The organism is Mesorhizobium sp. P2_A8 (genome assembly GCF_056404935.1).
Window position 1 is genome coordinate 87030 of sequence record NZ_JBFUDB010000011.1, and the last position, 22386, is coordinate 109415.

Annotated in this window: 23 protein-coding genes; 12 read left to right on the forward strand and 11 right to left on the reverse strand. The window is 64.1% G+C overall.

Annotated elements, in window-relative coordinates; translation table 11 throughout:
• Positions 1–2: 2 nt before the first annotated feature.
• Positions 3–1796 carry an alpha/beta fold hydrolase gene (locus AC1D10_RS29815; protein WP_477278323.1) on the reverse strand — a complete coding sequence of 598 codons (1794 nt, stop codon included), beginning with the start codon at positions 1794–1796 and terminating at the stop codon, positions 3–5.
• The gene (locus AC1D10_RS29820) at positions 1789–2376 is read right to left on the reverse strand and encodes an amino acid synthesis family protein (protein WP_477278325.1); all 588 of its coding nucleotides are present in this window, start codon (positions 2374–2376) and stop codon (positions 1789–1791) included. The genes AC1D10_RS29815 and AC1D10_RS29820 overlap by 8 nt, the downstream gene beginning before the upstream one ends.
• Positions 2377–2517: 141 nt before the next feature.
• Here AC1D10_RS29820 and AC1D10_RS29825 point away from each other — a divergent pair, with 141 nt between their 5' ends.
• Entirely contained in the window at positions 2518–3189 is a 672-nt protein-coding gene (locus tag AC1D10_RS29825; protein WP_477278327.1) for a GntR family transcriptional regulator, read from the forward strand.
• A 30-nt stretch (positions 3190–3219) separates the two neighbouring features.
• On the opposite strand, the gene AC1D10_RS29830 is transcribed toward AC1D10_RS29825, so the two are convergent.
• The gene (locus tag AC1D10_RS29830) at positions 3220–3963 is read right to left on the reverse strand and encodes an XRE family transcriptional regulator (RefSeq protein ID WP_477278329.1); all 744 of its coding nucleotides are present in this window, start codon (positions 3961–3963) and stop codon (positions 3220–3222) included.
• Between the two features lie 229 nt (positions 3964–4192).
• Here AC1D10_RS29830 and AC1D10_RS29835 point away from each other — a divergent pair, with 229 nt between their 5' ends.
• Together AC1D10_RS29835 and AC1D10_RS29840 are read left to right on the forward strand one after the other, a co-directional pair.
• Entirely contained in the window at positions 4193–4453 is a 261-nt protein-coding gene (locus tag AC1D10_RS29835; protein WP_477278331.1) for a hypothetical protein, read from the forward strand.
• A gap of 65 nt (positions 4454–4518) precedes the next feature.
• Positions 4519–4884 carry a hypothetical protein gene (locus AC1D10_RS29840; protein ID WP_477278333.1) on the forward strand — a complete coding sequence of 122 codons (366 nt, stop codon included), beginning with the start codon at positions 4519–4521 and terminating at the stop codon, positions 4882–4884.
• A 4-nt stretch (positions 4885–4888) separates the two neighbouring features.
• Here the strand turns inward: AC1D10_RS29840 and AC1D10_RS29845 are convergent, their stop codons facing one another.
• Positions 4889–5632: a Crp/Fnr family transcriptional regulator gene (locus tag AC1D10_RS29845; RefSeq protein ID WP_477278335.1), complete on the reverse strand. Its 744-nt coding sequence runs from the start codon at positions 5630–5632 to the stop codon at positions 4889–4891.
• A gap of 477 nt (positions 5633–6109) precedes the next feature.
• Between AC1D10_RS29845 and AC1D10_RS29850 the strand changes: the two genes are divergently transcribed.
• Positions 6110–6325, forward strand: a complete 216-nt coding sequence (locus AC1D10_RS29850; protein ID WP_477278337.1) for a hypothetical protein — start codon at positions 6110–6112, stop codon at positions 6323–6325.
• Positions 6326–6425: 100 nt separating this feature from the next.
• Here AC1D10_RS29850 and AC1D10_RS29855 read toward each other — a convergent pair whose 3' ends face one another.
• Entirely contained in the window at positions 6426–6677 is a 252-nt protein-coding gene (locus tag AC1D10_RS29855) for a hypothetical protein (RefSeq protein ID WP_477278339.1), read from the reverse strand.
• 270 nt (positions 6678–6947) lie between these two features.
• Here AC1D10_RS29855 and AC1D10_RS29860 point away from each other — a divergent pair, with 270 nt between their 5' ends.
• A complete protein-coding gene (locus AC1D10_RS29860) occupies positions 6948–7241 on the forward strand; it encodes a hypothetical protein (RefSeq protein ID WP_379099721.1) in 294 nt (97 codons plus the stop codon).
• Positions 7242–7286: 45 nt separating this feature from the next.
• Here AC1D10_RS29860 and AC1D10_RS29865 read toward each other — a convergent pair whose 3' ends face one another.
• A complete protein-coding gene (locus AC1D10_RS29865; RefSeq protein ID WP_477278341.1) occupies positions 7287–7691 on the reverse strand; it encodes a hypothetical protein in 405 nt (134 codons plus the stop codon).
• Between the two features lie 329 nt (positions 7692–8020).
• On the opposite strand from AC1D10_RS29865, the gene AC1D10_RS29870 reads away from it, so the two are divergent.
• Entirely contained in the window at positions 8021–8230 is a 210-nt protein-coding gene (locus tag AC1D10_RS29870) for a hypothetical protein (RefSeq protein ID WP_477278343.1), read from the forward strand.
• A 57-nt stretch (positions 8231–8287) separates the two neighbouring features.
• Here the strand turns inward: AC1D10_RS29870 and katE are convergent, their stop codons facing one another.
• From katE to AC1D10_RS29885, 3 genes are all read right to left on the reverse strand, one after another.
• Complete coding sequence (gene katE, locus AC1D10_RS29875; RefSeq protein WP_477278345.1) at positions 8288–10396, reverse strand: catalase; 2109 nt, start codon at positions 10394–10396, stop codon at positions 8288–8290.
• 153 nt (positions 10397–10549) lie between these two features.
• Complete coding sequence (locus AC1D10_RS29880) at positions 10550–10765, reverse strand: CsbD family protein (RefSeq protein ID WP_019859538.1); 216 nt, start codon at positions 10763–10765, stop codon at positions 10550–10552.
• Between the two features lie 375 nt (positions 10766–11140).
• Complete coding sequence (locus tag AC1D10_RS29885; RefSeq protein WP_477278347.1) at positions 11141–12172, reverse strand: hydroxyacid dehydrogenase; 1032 nt, start codon at positions 12170–12172, stop codon at positions 11141–11143.
• A gap of 145 nt (positions 12173–12317) precedes the next feature.
• On the opposite strand from AC1D10_RS29885, the gene AC1D10_RS29890 reads away from it, so the two are divergent.
• From AC1D10_RS29890 to AC1D10_RS29910, 5 genes are all read left to right on the forward strand, one after another.
• Entirely contained in the window at positions 12318–13397 is a 1080-nt protein-coding gene (locus tag AC1D10_RS29890) for a LacI family DNA-binding transcriptional regulator (protein WP_477278349.1), read from the forward strand.
• Positions 13398–13473: 76 nt separating this feature from the next.
• On the forward strand, positions 13474–14463 hold the full coding sequence (locus tag AC1D10_RS29895) for a sugar ABC transporter substrate-binding protein (protein ID WP_477278351.1): 990 nt from the start codon (positions 13474–13476) through the stop codon (positions 14461–14463).
• Between the two features lie 81 nt (positions 14464–14544).
• Complete coding sequence (locus AC1D10_RS29900; RefSeq protein WP_477278353.1) at positions 14545–15537, forward strand: ABC transporter permease; 993 nt, start codon at positions 14545–14547, stop codon at positions 15535–15537.
• A complete protein-coding gene (locus AC1D10_RS29905; RefSeq protein ID WP_477278355.1) occupies positions 15534–16310 on the forward strand; it encodes an ATP-binding cassette domain-containing protein in 777 nt (258 codons plus the stop codon). Before AC1D10_RS29900 ends, AC1D10_RS29905 begins: the two co-directional genes overlap by 4 nt.
• 5 nt (positions 16311–16315) lie before the next feature.
• Positions 16316–17170: a sugar phosphate isomerase/epimerase family protein gene (locus AC1D10_RS29910; protein WP_477278357.1), complete on the forward strand. Its 855-nt coding sequence runs from the start codon at positions 16316–16318 to the stop codon at positions 17168–17170.
• 18 nt (positions 17171–17188) lie between these two features.
• On the opposite strand, the gene AC1D10_RS29915 is transcribed toward AC1D10_RS29910, so the two are convergent.
• Positions 17189–18409, reverse strand: a complete 1221-nt coding sequence (locus AC1D10_RS29915) for an FAD-dependent oxidoreductase (RefSeq protein ID WP_477278359.1) — start codon at positions 18407–18409, stop codon at positions 17189–17191.
• Positions 18410–18503: 94 nt separating this feature from the next.
• Positions 18504–20027 carry a glucosamine inositolphosphorylceramide transferase family protein gene (locus AC1D10_RS29920; RefSeq protein WP_477278648.1) on the reverse strand — a complete coding sequence of 508 codons (1524 nt, stop codon included), beginning with the start codon at positions 20025–20027 and terminating at the stop codon, positions 18504–18506.
• A 250-nt stretch (positions 20028–20277) separates the two neighbouring features.
• Here AC1D10_RS29920 and AC1D10_RS29925 point away from each other — a divergent pair, with 250 nt between their 5' ends.
• Positions 20278–22386, forward strand: a complete 2109-nt coding sequence (locus AC1D10_RS29925; RefSeq protein ID WP_477278361.1) for a GumC family protein — start codon at positions 20278–20280, stop codon at positions 22384–22386.

A 22386-nucleotide genomic window follows, 5' to 3' on the forward strand; every position in this document is an offset into this window, starting at 1 on the left:
CTTCACCCGCGACCGGAAAGAAGAACTTGAGGATGCGAGGGCTTGGCGAGCGGCCGGACTTCGCCTTCGACCTCGTTGCCGACATAGACGCCGAATGCATCTTCTGTGCGTTCGCGGGCATAGCGGGCAAGCATCGAGCGCACCGCCGGGTCGGCAATCCTTAGATCGGCGATCTGCTCGATGTCGACGAGCCGCACACGGCGATCGTCGGAACAGGGGCCATCGACCGTGCCGCGATAGTAGACATGCGTGTGCGAGGGGTCGGCGGCATCGTCCCACACCGCGAACAGGAAACCGAGCTGGGCGTCGATGGTCCTGGCGGCAAGGCGCCCCTTGAGGCTGCGCGCATCCTTCGGCGTGCCCAGTCCGCGCCCGGCGGGCAATTCGTGGAACCCATCGGCCGTTTCGAAGAACAGCACACGGCCCTCGTTCTCGAGAATGGCGCCGACTTCCGTATCGGGGGGCGCTGCCGCCAGCGCTTCCTGGCTGAGGCCGGGCGTCACATAGGTGCCCCTGCAATAACCGAGAGGCTGGGCTCCGTTATGGCTGAAATCGCGGACGCGGCCGATGAGGATCGAATGATCGCCGGCATCGACAAGTTGCTGCATGTCGCAATCGAACACCGCAACCGAACCGTCGATCAGCGGATTGCCGGTCTGGCCCGGTTGCCAGGCCACGGCTGCGAACTTGTCGGCGGCCTTGGAGGCAAAGATGCCGGAGTGGGGCTTCTGGCTCTCCGACAGGATGTTGATGGCGAAGCCTTTCGATGTCGAGAAGGCTTTGTGTCCCAGCGCCTTCTTGGCGATGCAGACAAGCACCAGCGGCGGTTCGAGCGAGACCGAGGTGAAGGAGTTGGCGGTGAAGCCGCGTGGTTCGCCTTCGGCGCCGATCGTGGTCACGATGGTGACGCCGGTCAGGAAGGAACCGAGCGCGCGCCGGAATTCGCCGCTGTCGAACGCGGCATCGGCCTGCGGCGTCGCGGCTTCCCCGGCGTGGAGAAAGGCACTGATGTGTTGAGTCACTTTTTCGGGAGAAGCTATTGCCATCATGTGCCTTTCTCCGCTGAGAACCAGGCATTGACCGCGCGGCGCAAGCCGCGCCATCGCGGCTGACATGGCCGGGGTCGAATTGCTGTCCTGCGACCCGGTCATGAACAAGGCTGGCGCCGTCAGCCCCGCCAGGGCGTCGGCGTGGGCGGCATCGGCATGGGCAAAGAGGCGATAGGTGCGCGCGTAGCCTTGCGCGTCGACGCCTTCAAGGGCGGCGCGCGCCGTTGCGGCCGCGCCGGCAAGGCTGGCCGGCAGCGGGTCGCCGAACCAGCGGGCAAGCGTTGCCGCGACGGCCGCGGCATCGCCATGCGTGCCGAGCGCGGCGGCGCGTTCGCGCACCGCCTGCGCCAAGCCCGGGGGGCGGCGGAAGACCGCGTTGAGGCAGACGATGGAGTCGACGCGCGAAGGCGAGCGAAGGGCGATTTCCAGGGCGACCAGCGCGCCCATCGAATGGCCGACGATCGATACCGAAGGGAGACCGAGATGGTCGAGCAGGCGCAGCGCCTGATCGGCGAAATCCGACAGGGCGGCATGTTCCGGTGGCAGCGGTGAAACGCCGTGGCCGAGCATGTCGATGGCGATCAGGTCGTGGCGGTCCTGCATCTGAGCGATCTGATCCTGCCAGATCGTCGCGTTCATGCCGACGCCGTGAATGAGCAGAACCGGCGCGCCGGAGCCGGCGCGGATGAAGCCGGTGCCGTCCGGAGCCGTGTTGCGGACCCATGCGGGGGCGGCGATATCAGCCATGCAGATCTCCGACCTCCTTGAGGTCCTGGTAGCGGTCGCCGATGCGATGGTGCGGGCGGCCGCCGATCGAAGCGCCAAGCGCCACCACCAGCTCGTCGGGCGCGGGCGCGTCGCCGATCTGGAAATGCACGGTCAGATAGTGCGAGCGGCGGCCCTCGTCGTTCTTGTCCATCAGCGGGATCATGATCGGCGTGTTCGGCCCGCCGCGCAGGTTGGTGAAGGCGAGATAGGTCTTGGCGCCGACCGCGCGACGGTAGTGATTGCCGAAGTGCAGCGTATGGATCAGCGCCGATGCGTGCTCGATCTCGCCCGAAGTCCCGCAGATCGCAGCCTTGCCGTAGCCTTCTATCGCATCGCCCGAACCGGCGATGGCGATGATTTCGCGGGTCAGCAGTTCGCCGAGGACGGGAGCAAAGGCGCGGATCTCGGGCGACAGGTCGTCGGTGAAACCGCGGCCGGCCCAGGGGTTGGTCAGCACGGCAGCCACGCCGATCAGGCGCAACGGTTTCGGCGCAGCCTTGCCGCCCTCGATAAGCGTGTTCTCGATGTAGGTGACGGTCTTCCGAATGGCCGGTTTCATGCAAGTCCTCGGTCGCGAGGGCGCTATGCGGCGCCGTCATCACTGTATCGTCTTATGGTATACCATGCTATGGAGCGCCAAAGACCTTGTCAATCGGCTTCGGAATCTGTTTTGTGACGGCGCGGGGAAGGCGGAGAAGACATGTCAGACGATACGCTGCGGATCGACCGCTCTGCCAAGACGTTGAGGACGCTGGCGCTGGAGCGCATGCGCGAGGCGATCATGGGCTTCCATTTCCAGCCCGGTGAAAGGCTGGTCGAGCGGCCGCTTTGCGATCAGCTCGGGGTAAGCCGTTCCGTCGTGCGCGAGGTCCTGCGGCAACTGGAGGCGGAAGGCCTGGTGCAGATGATACCAGGCCATGGCCCTGCCGTCGCCAGGCCGGATCTCGGCCGCACCGACGAAATCTACGAATTGCGGGCTCTGCTGGAGGGCATTGCGGCGCGGACTTGCGCACTATCGGCGACCGACGCGCAGATCGCTTCGCTCGATGCCGCCTTGACGAACCTGCTTGACGCGTGGGCGTCGGGCGCGCCGGTCGAGGTGATGCGGGCGACGACCAAATTCTACGAAACGCTGTTCGAGGCGGCCGACAAGCGCATTGCCTGGGAAATCGTGACGGGTCTGAATGTCCGCATCAACCAGCTCCGCTCGATGACCATCGCGTCGCAGAACCGGCGCGAGCCGGCGATCGCCGAGATGACCGAAATCATGGATGCCATCCGGTCGCGCAAGCCAGACCAGGCGGAGGCGGCAGCCCGCCGGCACGTCGAATCCGCCTGGCAGATCGCACGCGACACGCTCCGCCTCGGCTGAGCGCCAGCGTTCTCGGCCGCCGCCGGTGGATCAGGCCTCGTGCGCGAGACTGACCACCAGCCGATCGACGCTGGGGTCATCGAGCCTGACGATATGGGCCATCTGCATCGCTCGCCTTTTGCTGATCCGGGTGACGTCCTGCCGCATGATGGCCGACACGCAGGCTGGTCCCGATCCGGTCAGGACGAAGGCGCTGCCGACCAGAACCGGCTCCGAGATCGGGGCCCACTGCACGGCAACGATCGTCGGCTCGCTGGTCTGGCGGCGGTTGACGCCGCTGAAATAGATCCAGTTCAGGCGCGAGATCACCACGCCGTAGTGGTCGCCGGGCACCCGTGCTCCGCCCTGGCCATCGCCCGGGGCCCACCGCGTCACCCGCCTGAAGGTGACCAGCTCGGCCTCACGCCGCACGAAGGTGACCGAGCGCATCAGAAGTTCGGGGCGGCCGGGGATCGAGAAATAGGTGAAATAGGTGCCACCGGCGATGGCGGGCGAAGGCGGGCGCACCATGGTTTCGTAAAGCGTCTGGCGCAGCGACGCGTGGACGTCGTCCTTGGCCGCCGCGGCAGCGGGCTCACGGTACAACTCATTCTCGTCGATCTTGAAGAAGGCGCAGATCAGCCTGGCGGTGGTCTTGTTGGGAATGGCGTGGCCTTGCAGATAGCGCTCGAACTGGGTGCGGTTGATGCCAAGCTCACGGCACACCGCGCTCACGGAGGCGTGGCGTTGGATCAGCCGCCTGAGGTTGGCGGCGAGGTTCTCGCGAATTGGCACATCGCCCCCGCGGCGGACGTACGGACCGTTATTCAAGCGATAGCTTATGTTCGTGCAATCTCGCACATCGCATTGATTTCGCGAATGGGACCTTCGGACAATACCGCAGCCGGCGACACGAAGACTGTACGTTTTTGACAATCCGCCTATGCAAGCCATGCAAATAGGCGTAATCCATTGCCAAGAGCGACCTGGATCGGCCACTCGACATCCTGTGATGGAGGGCGGTTTGGATCATACCGGCCTGGTCGAGCTTCTGGACTATACGCAAGCGCAATTGAGCAAGATACGCCAGGCGGTCGCCGCGAGCGATCACGCCGACGCCATGTTCACCATCGATTGCCTGGTCGGGGCGGCGGCCGAACAGACGAAATGCAAGCTCGCAAGCCTGGAGCATGCCGGTATGCCAATTGCCCGGGACAGTGACGTCACGCCGTCGGGCAAGCCGGCCACCGGGAGCCCGATGCCGCGCGCCAGGCGCGCGTCTTGAGTCTTTTTGCAAGGCTTCGCGCCGGCAGCAGGTCTGCCGTCTTGATCCCCTACAGATATGTCAAGTTGCGTTCGGGGCTCCCGGGCGGCTACGACGCGCATGAGAATGCCGATGACCTTGTCGCGGAAAGCCCCGGCTATCGCGTGGTCCGAGGCTGGCTGATGTCCCCGGGCGGCATTCTCGACAAGCATTTCATCGTCGAGAACATCCTGACGGGGCAACGCTTCGACGTTACGCCGCTCGATCTCCGCGTGCCATTCTTCGAGCATCCGGGCACAAAGGACGAGTTCGAAGGGCTATGGCACCAGATCAGCATGCCACCCTATTCGCCGCCGGTGCGGCTTGTCGTCCAAGACGACATCGACCGCGCCGCCGGCGCCGCTGCGTCGCAAGCAGTGCTTCAGGCCGGCGGGCCGGACAACGACGCATGATGCGTCAGCCGGCGTCGACCGCGCCGATCAGCCTGGCATATTCGGCCTCCGCTTCGCCGTAACTGCCATTGGCGAGTTCTTCGAGCCCGGCGCGGTCGCGAATGACGATCTCACCGCGGCGCGAGCGGATCAGCGCGCGGCCTTCCAGCAGCTGCAGGGCAACGGTGACGCCGGGCCGCCGCACACCAAGCATGATGGCCAGGAATTCGTGCGTGATGGCGAGGCGTTCGCCGGGCACCCGGTCGTCGCACATGAGCAGCCACCGCGCCAGCCGCTCCTCGAGCTTCAGCCGCGCGTTGACGAGCGCGGTGCAGCCGGTCTGGGTCTGCAGGGCGTTGACGAAGCGCAGCAGGAACATTCGCAAGGTCGCACTTGCCGCAAGCGCCGCGTTGAAAGGGCCAGCCGCGATGCGGATGGCTTCGCCTTCGAGCTGCACGAAACACGCATGCACCCCACGGTCGTCGCCCATCACCAGCGAAGATCCCGTCATGCCTTCGAAGCCGATGAAGCCCACTTCGGCCTCGTGGCCACTCGTCGTCCTGGCGACCACCGAGCCAATGCCCTGTTCGATGAAATAGATCGCCTCGATCGGCACATTGGGGGTGACCAGCATCATGCGCAACGGCAGATCGCAGCGCTGCATATGCGGCTTGAGCAGCGCAAGATCGTCCGCGCTCATGCGCCTCAACAGCTCATTTCGGAATTGGTGGCCTTTATCGGGATCAGGGTTTTTGTCGGGATTAGTCATGGCGCGGCCCAATGCAGGGCAAGAGCCATTCGATCTCCCAGCCGTCCGCGCCCGTATCAACGTGCCGACGATGGCCTGTATATGGGGGCTCGGAACGAAGAAACCTAGAAATACGGTCTGAAATTCGATGCACGGCGCCCCCCAACGTCGTTCGCATACGAAAAGATCGATCGGAAGGTTAGTGTCGGAAACGTACCAAGCGCCTCTTGGTACAAAACCGACATATCCCGTTGGAGCGTCGGATCCCGATGATGATCGACAATATCCGCCGGCTAATGACAAACGCGCTTCGTCACATCTGGTCCGGCGGCTCGTTCGGACGCGCGGCCAATGACCCCGCGCAATCGCCCCCATCGGCGGAGTGGATTGTACGATTCTTACGGTCGGTGGCGTGGATATTGACTCTGCCCGCGCCCGATTTCATTTTTCGATTCACAGCGTCAGGCAAATGGGTCGCTGCTCCGCGAGGAGCTTCTCATGTCGAGCCTTAACAAGCGCCATCCCGGCTTCAATCCGTCCGATCTGCAACTGTGCCAGCGTGTATTCGATCAGATCTGCTGCGAACGCAAACTTGACCGCCTGTCACTGGAGCCGAACGTGCAGCAACTCGCAGCCACGGTGTTCTGGCTGTTCGAGAATGGCTGCAGCAATGAAAGCGAATTGCTTGAGAGTTTCAGGCGGTTACGCCATTGACCGGGGTCAGGGCCACATGCTCGGCACCCAAGGCTGAGACGTTTCAAATCCCGCCGGCCCTATCAAGCCGCAGGGCGCCAGACAGCCGGAGCCGCATTTTTCATCCGCCTGAAACCTTTGCCTTGCCGGCAAGCTTGTCTTCTTCGCCTCTCAGAAGACCGAAGTCGGCGGAGCGCGTTCCGCTGCTGGCATGCAGAAAGCCCTCCGCGGCCAGGCCGCGACGAAGCAGTTCACGCACCGCGGCCGCGCGGCTCGGCATCCGCTTGTCGAAGCGCCAAGTGTCGAGCGCGGCGAATTCTTCCTCGTTCAGCATGACCTGCAGTCGTTCGGGGCGCTCAAGATTGTCGGTCATTGTGGGCCTCCTTCTGCCGGCGTGCGGGCCGGTGAGCCGAATGAGTAAGTGACTTATGTGGCTCACAATCTGCCAATGGCCGATTTGGTTCCGAGACAGTCAAACGCTTTTGTTGCACCACGTACTCACAGTGCTTGGGTTGTGCCACCGGCTAAACCTACTAACTAATTGATTTTGTTAATGAAAATTTACGAATTGTCTTGCTTTAACGAAGCCGTCGGCGCATGGTGAAAGTGAGGGAAAACCCAGTCCAAAGGACAGGAGTTTGCCATGAACAACTACCCGATCGAGCTGCGTGACGACCTGAACCACACGCTGGTCAAGACGATCTACGAGTTTGGAATCGTCAACATACCGGTTCTGGCGGCGCAGGTGGCCGATCGCCACAGCGGTCTGTCCCTGGCCGACGCGGAACGACTGGTTCTCGGTTTCGCCGAATTCTATTCCGCGCCCATCGAATTCGACCGGTCGGGGTGCGATTGGCGAACGAGGGAGCCCGTCGGCCGAGACAATGACGGCCTGCTTCTCGATATCGTCGAGAGCGAGTTTGGCCGCGCCGCCTGAGACGCGCCTGGGATGACGGCAACCGCCCTTGGTCCGAAGGCGCTGCTATTCCGGATCTCTTCCCTGGAGGGGGCGTGGCGACGAATTAGCGGAATGCTCCGCTATATCAGCTTGAGGGAAGCGCGATGCTCCGCCGCCACCCGAACCAACTGTCTCGGCAGAGGATGGTTCCGTGATTGCTGACTGGTCGTCATCCGCCCACAAAGCGGCCTGCTGTAAAGATGATGACGGCAGATCAACCTCGCCGAGCCATTCGTCGTAGCTGGCGTTCATGGCCGCAGGCAGGTCCTCGGCCTTGTCCATGCCGCCCTGGAACAGTTCGATGACGCGGCGTCCAAGACGTTCCCTGGCCGGGTGGCCCGCGGCAATGCCGGCCTGACGGCAGTAGTCATCGAGCACTTTGGAAAGAATCGAAAGCTGATCTGAATCCGCTGAGCCGTTGAAGGTCACTGCGCTTGTCCCATCCTCGGGGCGAAAGCGCGATCGGCTCTTTCAAGCGCCAGCGCCCATTGAGTGGCCAGCGACAAAGCGACTGTACGCTTCCGACAATCGCATAGCGAGTCCCCGGCGAACTGTCCGAAACCGTACCCAGCAACCCGTGCAATTGTTCGGCCGCCGGCAACTCGCTAGGTTAGCAACGCAGCGGACCTCAGGAGCCGCCTTGGCCGACGCGGGACCCGGGCCCCCGCTCAATCCAATTCCCCGCGTCGGCCAACGCTGCCTCGATCGCCGGGTTATGCAAACGGGGGACAGTTGATGCCGAGAGACAGACTCGCCTGATGCCAAGAGACAGATTCGAGTGCCTGCAGGAGACACCTGGCAGTTGGATGGTGTGGGACCATGCGGACGGCGCTCCGGCAAAACTCAGCGGCGTCGAGTTGCGCGGCCAGGACAAGCACCGGGCCGAGATCGCGCGCGACATCCTCAGGCGGATCTTTCCGACCGGCCGGGGTGCCGATGCCGCAGGGAGCGATCCTTCGGATGCGTGAGGCGCACTCGGAACCGGCTCCTGCCTGATCCCTGCGCGTCACCGGTGCAGGCCGAATTCACCCCAACTTCACCTTCGGCTCACGTGCCCACCAGCGCAACTCGCCGAGCCTTGCGACAAAGCCAGCGACATCCTTGGCGGATGACAGTGGAATCACCGCCTCATCCTCGGTAATTCCGGCCTTGGACAACAGCGGAGCTGCCGCTTCGACGAAGCCGATGAACTTGCAATGCGCGAAGGCATCCGCGACAAAGTCGCGGGCGGTGGATTCCTTCAACAGCTCTGCCATCGCCGGCTTTGCCGGCAACAGCGCAATGGCGTCGTAGAGAACCGATGGCGCGCCTGATATCATCTGCTGAGCCTCGATCCAGCTGCCGTCGCTGGCCTTGGCTCCGCCGACCTTTGGCGCGATGATCTCGAAGCTTGCGCCGGCTTTGGTCAGCGCCAGCTTGATGGCGTTCAGCACGCCGGCATCCGTTCCATCGGTCACCAGGATTCCGAGCTTGCGACCCTCAAAACGGCCAGGGCCGTTCTTGAGGATGCTGAGCGCGTCCGACGCAGCGAGATCCCGGCGCGTCGCAACGGCCGCATCGGCGGGCTTGGGCATCGTTTTCAAACCAAGCGCGTCCGCCACCTTGCCGGCCAGCCCATCGTCGATGTTCAGAAGATGGGAAACGATGCGCTCGCGAATGACCGGGGTTTGCACCTTGCTCAGTTCGAAAGTCAGCGCCGAGGCGATGTGCCCTTGCTCCACGGGCTGCTGGCTGATGTAGAACTGGCGTGCCTGGCTGTAATGATCGGCAGAGGTTTCCGACCGCAACCGAGCCTTTGGTCCGTCTTCGACCTCGGCAAATGACCGGAACCCTTTGGCCGGTGATTCACGGGGGCCTTCGCCCCATGAATTCGGCTGATAGTTGGCACGCCCAACCGGGTTGCGCATCGCCATGTGCCCGTCCTGCTGGAAATTGTGGAAGGGGCATTTGGGTGCGTTGATCGGCAGGTGGGTGAAGTTGGTGCTGCCCAGCCGTTTGATCTGCGTGTCGAGGTAGGAGAAATTTCGGCCCTGCAGCAGCGGGTCGTTCGAAAAGTCGACGCCGGGCGGTACGTTCTGGGTCATGAACGCGACCTGCTCGGTCTCGGCAAAGAAATTGTCGGGCATGCGATCGAGCACCAGGCGACCGACCGCGATCGGCGGCAGCACTTCCTCGGGGATGAGTTTGGTGGGATCGAGGATGTCGAAGTCGAAGCTATCCGCGAACGCCTGATCGAACAGCTGCAGCTGCAGTTCCCATTCGGGGAAGTTGCCCGCGTGAATCGCGTCCCACAGGTCGCGGCGATGGAAGTCGGGATCAGCGCCGTTGATCTTGACCGCTTCGTTCCAGGCGACCGACTGGAGACCGAGCTTGGGCTTCCAGAGGAATTTGACGAAGGTCGATTCATCGTTGGCGTTGACCAGCCGGAACGTGTGAACGCCGAAGCCTTCCATGAAGCGCAGGGAACGCGGGATCGCCCTGTCGGACATCGCCCACATGATCATGTGCATGCTTTCCGGGGTGAGGGAGATGAAGTCCCAGAAATTGTCATGCGCGGTCTGCGCCTGCGGGAAGTCGCTGTTGGGCTCGGCCTTGGCGGCGTGGATCAGGTCGGGAAACTTGATCGCATCCTGGATGAAGAACACCGGCATGTTGTTGCCGACGATGTCCCAGTTGCCTTCCTGCGTATAGAGTTTGACAGCGAAGCCACGCACGTCACGGGCAAGATCGGCAGAGCCCTTGTTGCCGGCGACGGTGGAGAAGCGGACGAAAGCCGGCGTCTTTTCGCCGGCGCGCTGGAAGATGTCGGCACGCGTGTATTTCGCCAGCGATTCATAGGTTTCGAAGTAGCCGTGAGCGCCATAGCCACGGGCATGGACGACACGCTCGGGAATCCGCTCGTGATCGAAATGGAAGATTTTTTCGCGGAAGTGAAAGTCTTCCAGCGTCGTCGGACCCCGGGCACCGATCTTGAGAGAATTCTGGTCGTCTGAAACCGCTCCGCCCTGGGCGGTTGTCAGCACCGGCGTCGAGCCGGATGCGACCTGGTGCAGTTCTCCTCCTGCGCCGCGCTGCAGTTTCTGATCGTGAATCGTCGCGGCCATACCAACCGATTTTGATGCTTGCTTTGCCATGCCAATAACCCTTCAGGATTGAACGCGCGGGCTGCGCTGTTGGCTCAATCTCCCGGATGACAATGCGTTCCTTGTCGATTTCAGATCCTTGAACGGCGAAGGCCGCCCGTTCGCACGGGCGGCCTTCGGTTGCCTACAAAGGGCAAAGAACCCTCACAGGTTCTTGTTGATCGCAGCCGCTGTTTTGTTTGTCGCGTCCTTGACGGCGGACTTCGCGTCGCCAACGGCCTTCTGGACCTTTCCCTTGGCTTCCTGCGCGGCGCCTTCGGCCCGCAGACGGTCATTGCCGACGGCCTTGCCGACACCTTCCTTGGCTTTGCCTACGGCCTGATTGGCGAGACCCGAAGCCTTGTCGCTGGTGCTTCCCATGGAGTTTTCCCTTTCGTGGATTGTTGCCTGACCGGCGAGGACCAACGTCGCCTTGTTTGGAAGGTTCCGCACGCCGCGAGGCGACGGAACGAAAAGGCCCGCCACCGACGCGAATCGTGACGGGCCTTCTGGAGTAGACCGGGCTTCCCACCGCCCGGCTGCTTTCAAAACTTCACGGCGGGACGATTGTTCCGAAAACAGGAAACCGGTGCGTTCGGTCCTGGCCGCGCGGATAAAAAAACCCGCCGGCTGGAGCCTGACGGGGCATCTGATTGGAGGAACTCCGGATCGAATGGGAAACGATCCGGGTGGAGAACGCAAACGCCGCGCAAAAGGTTCCGGTGCTCGGGGATGAGCGGGCTCCAACCTCTCCCGTCAATTCTTGTCCACCGGCTTCGAGCGCATTCGCGACACCGTCTCGCGCTCGGCGCGCTTCGAGCGTAGCGGCGGCAGGCCGCGATCGATCAGGTCCATGTCCTCCAGCACCATGTCGCCCATGCGCTTGAAGGCGATGTCGAGGGCGCCGGCACGATGGGCCGAGCGCAGGAAGCCGGGCAGGGCACGTACGGGGTGGTCCGGCGCCAGCGGCTCTTCCGGGAAGACATCGCTGGCGGCGACGATGTGGCCGCTTTTCACAGCCGCCATCAGCGCGGGAAAGTCGACGACGCCGGCGCGGCTGAGCAGGATGAAAGCGGCGCCCTTGCGCATTGTCGCGAACGCATCAGCACCGAGAAACCCCTGGTTCTCGCTGGTCACCGAGGCGACGACGAAGACGAAATCGCTTTGCGACAGCACCTCGTCGAGCGAGGCCGGCTCGACGCCATTGTCGATCAGGATCGACGGCGGCAGCCAGGGATCGAAGACTTTGGTGCGGGTGCGGAACCCCGACAGCAGCCGGTTCAGCGCGCGGCCGAGATCGCCGAAGCCGACGATGCCGACATCGGCGCCCGACAAAAGCCGGGCCGTCTGGTTGCCATCGCCGCCCCACAGCTCCTTGCCGCGGCGGAAGGCGAGGTCGGCGTCGACGATGTTGCGGGCGAGGTTGAGCGCCATGGCCAGGCCAAGCTCGGCCACCGGCTCGGCGAAGACCAGGCCGGTGGTGACGACATGGATGCCGCGTGCAAACAGCGTCTCGTAGGGCATGTTGTTGATCAAATTTGTCTCGACATTGAAGACGCAGCGCAGCGCCTTCATCTGCTCGAGCGTTTCAGGCGGGATCGGCGGCTGGCCGACGATGTAGCGGGCTTCAGCCAGCACATCAGCCGGCAGCTTCGCCACGCCACCGGGTGTGGTCTCGACGATGCGGTATTTTTTCCGCAAGCGCGCCAGCTGCGGCGGCGTGAAGATGAGGTCGAGCGTGCGTGGATCCGGCGCGCTGATGACCAGCGGCAAGGCGCTGTTGGACATGGCAATTCCTCCCGACGCGATCCAATCGCGCTTTTTCGAGGTGTAAATTACCTCCGATTAAACGATTTACAACTGCGAAAAATCGATTTACTCATTTTGGCAGCGGACGAAAAATGCTGACGTTCGCGCCTCGGGAGGAGGACCAATGGCGCATAGGCAGGGCCAGCAGCGGCGTCCGTCGATCCACGACGTGGCAAGCCGTGCCGGCGTGTCGGCCGCCACCGTCTCCAAGGTCATGGCCGGCGTCACCACGGTGAAGCCCGAGAATGCGCAGCGTGTCTTCGATGCCGTCGAGCATTTGGGCTACCGTGTCGATCCGCTGGCCTCCGACATGCGGCGGGCCAAGCGCCGCATCATCGGCGCCATCATGCCGGAGTTCGAAAGCGAATTCTTCGGCCAGATGGTCACCCAGCTCGAAAGCCTGGCCGAGCAGCGCGGCTACACGCTGGTGGCCGCCTCGAGCCGTGAATCCGAAGCGCGCGAGAAGGAAATCCTCGAACGCATGCATGACTGGCGCGTCGCCGGCGTGGTGCTGGCGCCGGTGCGCAACGAGCATGGCCCGGCGGCCGAATTCATGAAGGCCAACGGCATGACCGGCGTGCTGATCGACCGCGTGCTGTCCGACGACGCCTTCGACACGGTATCGGCCGACAGTGCGGCCGCAAGTGCCGAGGTGGCGCGCGAACTGATCGGCAAGGGCCACCGCCACATCCTTGTTATCGGCCTGGGCGAACAGGCCGCCACCGTGCGCGCCCGACTCGACGGGTTTCGCGGCACCGCGCTGGCGCTGGCGCCGGACATGCGCATCGACGTCGTGCTCGCCGAAAGCAATGTCGAACCGCTGCGGGCACAATTGCGCGACTACTTCGACAAGTGCGAAGGGAAGGCCGGGGGCAAACGCCCGACGGCCGTCTATTCGCTATTCCTCAAGGGCACGCTGGTGGCGCTGTCCGAATTCCGCCGGCGCGGCTGGCACTGCCCCAATGACATTTCTCTGGTCGGCTTCGACGATGCCGAATGGATGCAGGTGACTTGGCCGGCCATCGCCGCCGTGGTGCAGCCGGTGCGCCAGATCGCCGGCCACGCCATGGAGGCGTTGTTTGCCAGGATTGAAGGCGGGGAGGGGCCGCCGCTAGCGCGGCTCGAACCGTGCCAGGTTTTGATGCGGGAATCCGTTGGCTCGCCAGGCAACTGCCCGCATTCCGGGGGAGGAAACCGACAATAGCCCCCATTGTCGACAGGCAGTAGCGCTGCACCTGGCCTTGGCTCGCGGCACGTGACATCAACCGGAGGAAAATAAAATGACATCGTTCGTTCCGAAGATAAATCGATTTACTTTGGCTTTGGGTGCGGCAATCGCGTTCTCGGCCATCTCCGTGGCCAAGGCCGAGGATGGCGAATACGGCGTGCTGATGAAGACGCTGGCCAACCCGTTCTGGGGTGCGATGGCCCAAGGCGTCGAGGCCGGCGCCAAGGAAGCCGGCGTCAAGTATTTCCAGCAGGCGGCCGAAAGCGACCAGGCGGCCGAGCCGCAGCTCAACCTGTGCAACACCATGCTGGAGCGCAAGCCGGCGGCGATGATCACCGCCGCGATCAACTCGACCAATTTGTTGCCGTGCCTGAAGGCGGCGCAGGAGGCCGGCGTCAAGATCGTCGACCTCGACAACAATCTCGACCAGGCGGTGCTCGACAAGGAAGGCATCAAGGTCACCTTCCACATCGGCTCCGACAATGGTGCGGCCGGCGCGCAAGGGGCCGACTATCTCGTCTCCAAGCTCGGCAAGGATGCCAAGGGGCCGGTGCTGGTGATCGAGGGCCTGTCGGGCAACATCACCGGCGAGAAGCGCGCCAAGGGCTTTGCCGACAAGCTCAAGGAACTGGCGCCGGGGCTGGAGGTCGTTGCCTCGCTGCCGGGCGACTGGGATCGCGGCAAGGCGGCCTCGATCGCCACCGACACGCTGACGGCGCATCCCGACCTCGTCGCCATCTTCTGCGCCAATGACGGCATGGCGCTGGGTGCGGTCGAATCCGTCTACGCCGCCGGCAAGGGTCCGCAGGTGACGATCATCGGCGTCGACGGCAATTCGGATGCGGTCAAGTCGATCAAGGATGGCCGGCTGAATGCCTCGGTGGCACAGCTGCCCTACCTCGTCGGCAAGCAGGCGGTCGAGAACGTCAAGAAGGCACTGGCCGGCGACAAGGTCGAGGACAGCATCGCCGTGCCGACACTGGTGCTGACCAAGGATGTGCTCGACGCCGGCAAGGAGCCGATGCTCGAATATGTGAAATAGTCCCTCCCAGGACTGGGGGTAACTCCCCGAAGGCTGGCGCGGGACTTCCGCGCCGGCCACCTCTCTCAAAGGTGTAAAAGCATGGCTTCCGAAATGGCGCAGCCCGGTTTCTGGGCCCGGGTGCAGCGTGCATCCGTCGAGCGGCTGCATATAAGGCTGGAATCGCTGCTGGTGCTGGTGGCGTTGAGCGCCGTCATGGCGGTGCTGTCGCCGTACTTCCTGTCGCTCAGCAATTTCCTCAACATCCTGCTCGCCACCTCAACCATCGGCGTGCTGGCGATCGCCGCCACCTTCGTCATCGGCTCGGGCGGGCTCGACCTGTCGCTCGGTTCGGTGATGGGGCTGGCCGGCGTCGCCGGGGCCTTTGTTGCCGTCAATCTCGGCTGGCCGTCGGTGTTCGCGGTCTGCGCCTGCATCATCGCCGGCGGCCTTGCCGGCTACATCAACGGCCAGCTCGTCACCCGCGCCTTCGTGCCGGCCTTCATCGTCACGCTCGGCATGCTGGGCCTGGCGCGCGGGCTGGCGCTGGTCATCTCGCAGGGCAGGGCGATCTACGGCTTGCCGCCCGAGATCGTCTATATCGGCCAGGGCCGGCCGTTCGGCATTCCGATGCCGGTCATCCTGCTGGTGCTGACGGCCATCGTCGCGCACTGCCTGCTGGCCTACACGCGCTTTGGCCGCCACACGCTGGCGCTCGGCGACAGCGAGGGCGCGGCGCGCGCCGCGGGCATTCGCGTCGAACACCATCGCCGCATCATCTACACGCTGTCGGGGGCGCTCGCCGGCCTTGCCGGCCTGCTGTTCACCGCCCGCGTCAATGCCGGCGACCCGACCGCCGGCATCAACTATGAGCTCACCGCGATCACCGCTGCGATCATCGGCGGCACCAATCTGTTCGGCGGCCGCGCCTCGATCCTCGGTACCATGATCGGCGCGCTGATCATGGGCGTACTGCAGAACGGGCTGACGCTGCTGGCGGTGCAATCCTACTACCAGCAGATGGCGATCGGCGCGGTGCTGATCCTGGCGGTGTTCATCGACCAGTATCAGGTCAGGAAGGAGTCACGCGTATGACCCTTCTCACCCTGCACGGCATCCGCAAGAGCTTTGGCGCGGTCGACGTGCTGCATGGCGTCGACCTCAGTGTCGAGGCCGGCGAAGTGATCGGCCTCGTCGGCGACAATGGCGCCGGCAAGTCGACGCTGATGAAGACCATCACCGGCATCTATCGCGCCGATGCCGGCTCGATCGAGCTCGGCGGCAAGGACATCCTGCCGCTCGACCCCGGCCAGCGGCGCCAGCTCGGCATCGAGATGATCTACCAGGACCTGTCGCTGGCCAAACAGCAGGACGTGGCCGCCAACATCTTCCTCGGCCGCGAGCCGACGAAGAAGCTGTTCGGGCTCATTCCGGGCTTCGTCGACAAGGCCGAGATGGACCGTCAGGCGGGCAAGATGATCGAGCGGCTCGGCGCGCATCTGCCATCGATCAACCGCTCGGTCGGCTCGTTCTCGGGCGGCCAGCAGCAGACGGTGGCGATCGCCAGGGCGCTGACCTTCAATCCGAGGTTGGTGATCATGGACGAACCGACGGCGGCACTCGCCGTGCGTGAGGTACAGAGCGTGCTCGATCTCATCCGCCGGCTGAAGTCGGAAGGCATCGCCGTCATCCTGATCTCGCACCGGCTGAACGACGTGCTGGCGGTCACCGACCGCATCGTGGTCCTGCGCCATGGCCGCGCCGAGGCCAATCTGGTCACCGCCAAAACCAATATGAACGAAGTCGTCGGCCGCATCGTCGGCGGCGGCGACACCAGCGCCGCGGCGGCGCACGAACAGAGAGGCTAGAGCTGATGAATGTTTTTGGACTGCACACGTTCGCCATCGCACCGGTCTGGGACCTCGACCTGATCGAGCCGCAGATGGAGCGGCTGAAGGGGCTCGGCATCGGCCTCTTGGAGATCCCGCTGCTGCGCCCCGAGGAGATCGACACCAAACGTACGCGCGCCTTCGCCGAGCGCCAAGGCGTCGAACTTATCCCGTCGCTCGGCCTGCCTGCCTCGCTCGACGTGGTGGCGCGGCCGGACGAGGCGCTGGCTTTCCTGGAACCGGCCTTTTCCGTCTGCGAAGCGGTGGGCAGTGAAGCGCTCGGCGGCGTCACCTACGGTACGATCGGCAAGACGTCCGGACGCGCGCCGACAGCGGAAGAAATCGATGGCATGTGCAGCTTCCTCACGCGCGCCGCGAAAGCAGCCAAGACGCATGGGCTGAAGCTCGGCATCGAGCCCTGCAACCGCTACGAAACGCACCTGATCAATCGCGGCATCGATGCGGCAAACATCATCGAGCGCGTCGGCGCCGACAACATCTTCATCCATCTCGACACCTACCACATGCATATCGAGGAGGAGAGTTTCGAGGCCGGCTTCCGCGCCGCGGCGCCCTATCTCGGCTACGTCCATGTCTCGGAAGCCAATCGTGGCGTGCCGGGCCGCGGCATGCTCAACTGGGCGGCCTGCATGAAGGCGATCGCCGCCATCGGCTACACCGGCGCCATCACGCTGGAAAGCATGAACCATGTCGATGTCGACATTGCCGGCGGGCTGGCGGTATGGCGGCCGGTGGCCGACAATCCGGACGATGTGATCGGCGTCGGGCTGCCGTTCCTGCGCGAGGAGGCGCGCAAGGCTGGATTGACGCTGGGGTGACCAGGCGACGGGGTTGTTCTATGACGCTTCGCCGCTGACAGCCGTCGCCCGCCGCTGTCCCAAATGCCGCATCTTGCGGCCGACGATCATCAGCTGGCGCGCGGTGTTGTTGCGCAGGCGGCGGATGCGCCATTCCAGCCCTGTGCCGGTGGTGATCGCCTTGGCATAGACGCTGGCCCTCATGCCGTGCTCATCGGCGGCGATCTTGACCGGGTCGTCGTAGAAGGCGCAGATCTTGTCGGCCGCCATTCCTGGTGTTTCGAGCCAGCGCGGAATGTGAACCGAATGGAGCTGATCGACATCGGTCATCACCCGCTCGATGCCGACGCCCGGCGTTGGACAGGTCGTGCAGAAGGCGTCGCCGACGAAGACAACCCCGTCGCGCCGATGTCCTTCCGTTCGCGTCAGATCGATCGGCCTGATCTCGACGGCCCCGTCGATCTTGAAGTTTCCGCACTGCGCGGCGATCTCCGGCATGAGTTCGCAAAGCATTTTCTGCGGATCCTTGCGGAATGCCTTGGTCCAGGGCTCGCCCGCCTGCCGATATACGAACATGTTCCCACGCATGACGCCGCCGATGGGAAACACGCTGAGATAGGCGACACGGTCTTCGGCCCGCCTGCCGAAACAGGTGACGGCCTGGAAGCCGCATTCGCCCGGCGGCGTGGCCAGATCGAATCCAATCGAAAGCGAATGGGCCTTGGAGTCCTCGATGCGGCGGACGCCGACGGCGCGCCGCACCGCCTCGCTGTGGCCAGTGGCCACAACCACCAGCCGGGCGTCGATGATGTCGCCTGTGGTCAGAACAAGCCGCTGCTTGTCCGGCCCGGTGGTGATCTCGGCGACCTTGGCCACGGTCACCGGCACCTCGCGCGGCAAGGCGGCTCGCAAGCCATTGATCAGCGCGCCATAGGAGAATCCATGTTCCAGACGCCGATCGCGTGAGAACAATTGGCCAAGGCGGAAGACATGGATGTCGTCCATCGCCGTCATCAGCGGCAGGACGATCGAGTTGAGTCCCAGTTTCTCGAACAGGCGCGACTGGCCCGTGCCAAGCTTCTCGGCCCGGAACTCATCGGGATGGGTGTGGTGCGGATCGATCAACGCCACCTTGCGGCCGGCTCTTCCGAGCACCATTGCCAAGGTCGTGCCGGCCAGTCCGGCGCCGACGATCGCCACGTCGACTTCGGCTGGGCCAGCCCCTGCGATGGTCATTTCGCTGCCCTTTCTGCTCGTCATGTTCCTGCTCTGCAATCTGTGGTGGAAAATACGCCCGGACCCAAATCAACCTCAAGCAACCTGCGCGCGCGACTGGTAGTAACCAATCTTTAGGTTAATGCCGGCCGCCACTTCCTTGCTTCCAGCGCGGTGCGATCGCCGAACCGTCGATGAACTCGAAGCCGCCCGCCTCGTTGAGGGTGTGCAGCTTGCGCCCACCCCATAGCGCACCTGGATTTAAGATCGTCTCAACGACCTGCTCCATGCCGATCAAATCAAGGTGAGAAACGCGTGCAATGCCGAGAGCCGCGCCATAGCTCCTGCGGCAGTCCTGCACCGGTCGCAGCAATTGGTCGCCGCGTTTCACCATGCGGCCGGCCGGGCGCGCCGAGGCGATGTCGATCAGCACCGGATTGTGCGGATGCGGCGTCCAGGGGCCGCGAAAATCCGGCGCCGACCACAGATGAAGCGCGTCGGAGAAGGCGCCCGCGCCATCCCGGATGGTGCCTTCACCCTCCCTGACGGTGGCGAACATCCACCAGCGGCCGCCATGTTCGACCAGCGTGGCGTCGCTGGCGACGACGCCGGACAGAAGTGTGGCTTCCTTGACCCAGCCACCCGGGAAGGCGGTCGCGCGGTAGAGATCGACCGTGCCGTTGGCGCAGCTTTCCGGCACCATCCAGACCTCACCGTCGCGCTCGAAGACGAAGGGGTAGGAGAGATGGTAGGGCAGTTCGAGCACGGGCTCGGGGCGTCCGAGCGGGCCTGCCGGACCGAAGGGCACGGCGGAGATGATGGCCTTGCCGAGCCGGTGGATGTAGTCCTCGACGAACAGGGTGACCTGGCCCTGGTAAACGATCGGGAATGGATCGGCATAGAAGCGGCTGCCATCGTCCGGCAGCACCTGCCAGCCCGATGCCGGATGCACGCGCAGGTCGTACAGGTCCTGGCCGCCGGTTTGCCGCCAGCCGACCTTCCAGTGCGGGGCGTTGTAGCAAAGATGGTAGATCTTCTGGACGATCCGCCGCGCCAGCGCTTTGCCCGCCCTGACGGCAAGCTTGCCGGCCGAGGGCATTGGCGGCGGGGCACCCATCTGCGTCAGGTCGGGCAGCACCGGCACGGCCTTGGCCGCACGTGTCATCGCCGCGACGATCAGGCTCGCCGTGCGCGCCAGCATGTCCTGGAAGGAAGCCAGCGCGATGCCGCCATACTCGGTTCCCAGGCGCCCGGCGGCAATCGCAACGCCGTCTTCCTCGATCCGGGCAAGCGGCGTCTGGCCGTTGAGGATCAAGGCCAGCAGCGCCGCTTCTCCACTGGCGCCATCGTAGGTGACGCGCCAGACTCGCGTGCCTTCCAGCCTGACGTCACCACAGAGGTCGAGCACCAGGTCGGGTGAGGGCTGCTCCGTGCGGTAGGGAGCGAGTTGCGAAAGTGGCACGTGCCTGGCCAACCCATCGCGGGACAAGCCATGTATTGCTGTTTCAAGCTGGAACAAGGCCTCGGCGCTGCGCGGGATGCCGCCGCCAGCCGGCCGGGCGTCGACGACCAGCGTCACCCCCGGATGCGAGGCCAGGCGCTGAAGCAACAGGACATGAAAAGCGCGGACGCATTGGCTGTCCAGGCGAAGGCTTACCCGCATATCGAAGGCCCGACCGGTTTGGCGCATGTCATCGCCGACACGGCCGGCCCGGTTGAAGTGTTGCTTCATCTATGCCCGTCTCCTGCTCAGTTTTGCAATCTCAACACTCCGTTTTCGTTCTAAGCAAACTCCGTGCCAAAATTCATGCGAGCTCCGAACATAATTAATAATGTTTTAACAATTGGAGGAATAGCTAGGCTCACGCCGCAATTTTGTCTTGCAGGCAAATGGAGTATTGTAGGAGGCAGCTATGCTATCATCTCTGCCCGTGGTGCCTCAGCAATACTTTCCGGAAGCGGGATCGGTGGAATCAGCGGGATCATACGCACCTTCGACTGTCGAGCTTGGCGATCTGAAGCGCATTTTGGTGCGCCGTCGCCTCTGGATCATCGGCACCGCCGTGCTGCTGACGCTCGCAACCCTGCTCTACGGCCTGCTCACCCCCGCGCTCTACAGCTCGGTGGCGGAAATCATCATCGATCCGCAGGATCTGCAAGTCGTCACCAACGATATCAATCCGAGCGGACTGGCGCCCGACGGCGGCATCACGCAGGTTGAAAGCCAGGTCAGCGTCGTCCAGTCGACCGGCGTGTTGCTGCGGGCGATCAAGGCAACCAATCTGACGGACGACCCGGAGTTCAACGGGCAGGGCATGCTGTCGCGCCTGCTCGGTTCGGGTCCGGCCGCGACCGACAGGACGGTGCAGACGCTCGACGGCCTGCGCCGGCGCCTGGCGGTGAAGCGGGCGGACAAGGTGCTGGTCATCGACGTCATCGTCACCGCCAAGAGTGCCGACAAGGCAGCCCTTCTGGCCAACGCCATCGCACAAGCCTATCTGGCCGACCAGGCGAGCGCGCGCGCAAAATCCGCCACCGATGCCTCGGAGTCGATCACCGCGCGGCTGGACGAACAGCGCAAGCGCGTCCAGCAGGCCGAGAATGCCGTCGAGGCCTACAAGTCCGCCAACAACATGGTGATGACAGCGGGCAATCTGGTCAGCGACCAGGAACTGACCGAGCTCAACACGCAACTGTCGGCGGCGCAAAGCCGCACCGCGACGCTGAAGGCGCAGGTCGACCAGATGCGCAGGCAGAGCGGCACGCCGGACGCAACCTCGGAAGCGATGCGCTCGTCGGTGATTTCGAGCCTGCGGTCACAGGAGGCAACGCTTGTCGACCAGGTCTCGCAGCTTGGCACGGAACTGGGACCGCGCCATCCGTCGATGATCGCCGCGCAGCAGCAACTGCGTGACACGCGGCAGCTGATCGCGCGCGAGCTCGGCCGGATCCGGACGGCCGCCGAGACCGATTACGAGCGGGCGCTCGCCAACCAGCAGGCGCTGGAAGCGAAGGTCGCCGGCCTCAAGAACAAATCGCTCGACACCGACCAGGCATCCGTGCGGCTGCGCGAATTGCAGCGCGATCTCGAGGCGGTCCGTTCGGTCTACGCAACCTACCTGCAGCGGGCCCAGGAAACGCGCGAGCAGATCAATGTCGACAGCACCAACGCGCGTGTCATTTCGGATGCGATGCCAGCGCAGAAAAAGAGCTGGCCGCCGCTGGGGCTGCTTTTGTTTGGCGCCGTGTTTGGCGGATTTGGGCTGGGCACTGGCCTCGCGCTGATCGCGGAGTACTCCTCGCCGACCGTGCTTTCCAGCAACCAGATGCAATTCACCATCGATGCCCCCGTGCTTGGCATCCTGCCGGCGGGAGGAAAGGCAGGATGGCGCTGGTGGCCTTTCGGCACGAGCCCGGCCGTCGCGTCCAGCCAGAAGACGGACGCTGTCGTCGGTCTGGCGCTCCGGCGCATGTTCAGTTCGGGCCGGCGTCCGCCGGATTGGCCGCTGGTGCCGTCGATCCTGGTGACATCGCCGCCGGAAGACGGCCAGCAACGCAACAGGATCGCACGGCTCATCGCCAACGCCGCGGCGGCCAGGGGCAGCCGGGTCCTGTTCGTCGATACCAACACCGGCAGCGGCCAGAAGGATCCGCAGCCCGGCATACTCGATGTGTTGCGCGGCGAGTATGCGTTTGAAGCCGTCAGCCGGTACGCCCCGGGCAGCAACGTCGCCCTGCTGGGCAGGGGCCGGCCGAAGGCGATCTTCCAGGAAGCGCACGGCGTCTACTTCGCGCAGCACATGCTGTCGCAGGCGAGCCGCAGTTTCGAACTCGTCGTCGTCGATGGCGGTGCGCTGGCCGAGAATCTGAATGCCTCGCCGCTTGTCGCCATGGTCGACGAGATCGTGCTCGTCGCCAGGTTGAACGCCACGCCGATGCGCGATGTGACGGCGGCGGTGCAGGCGATTTCCGTCATGGGGCGGGTGCCGACAGGCGCCTTGCTGGTCGACGAGGTGGCCTGA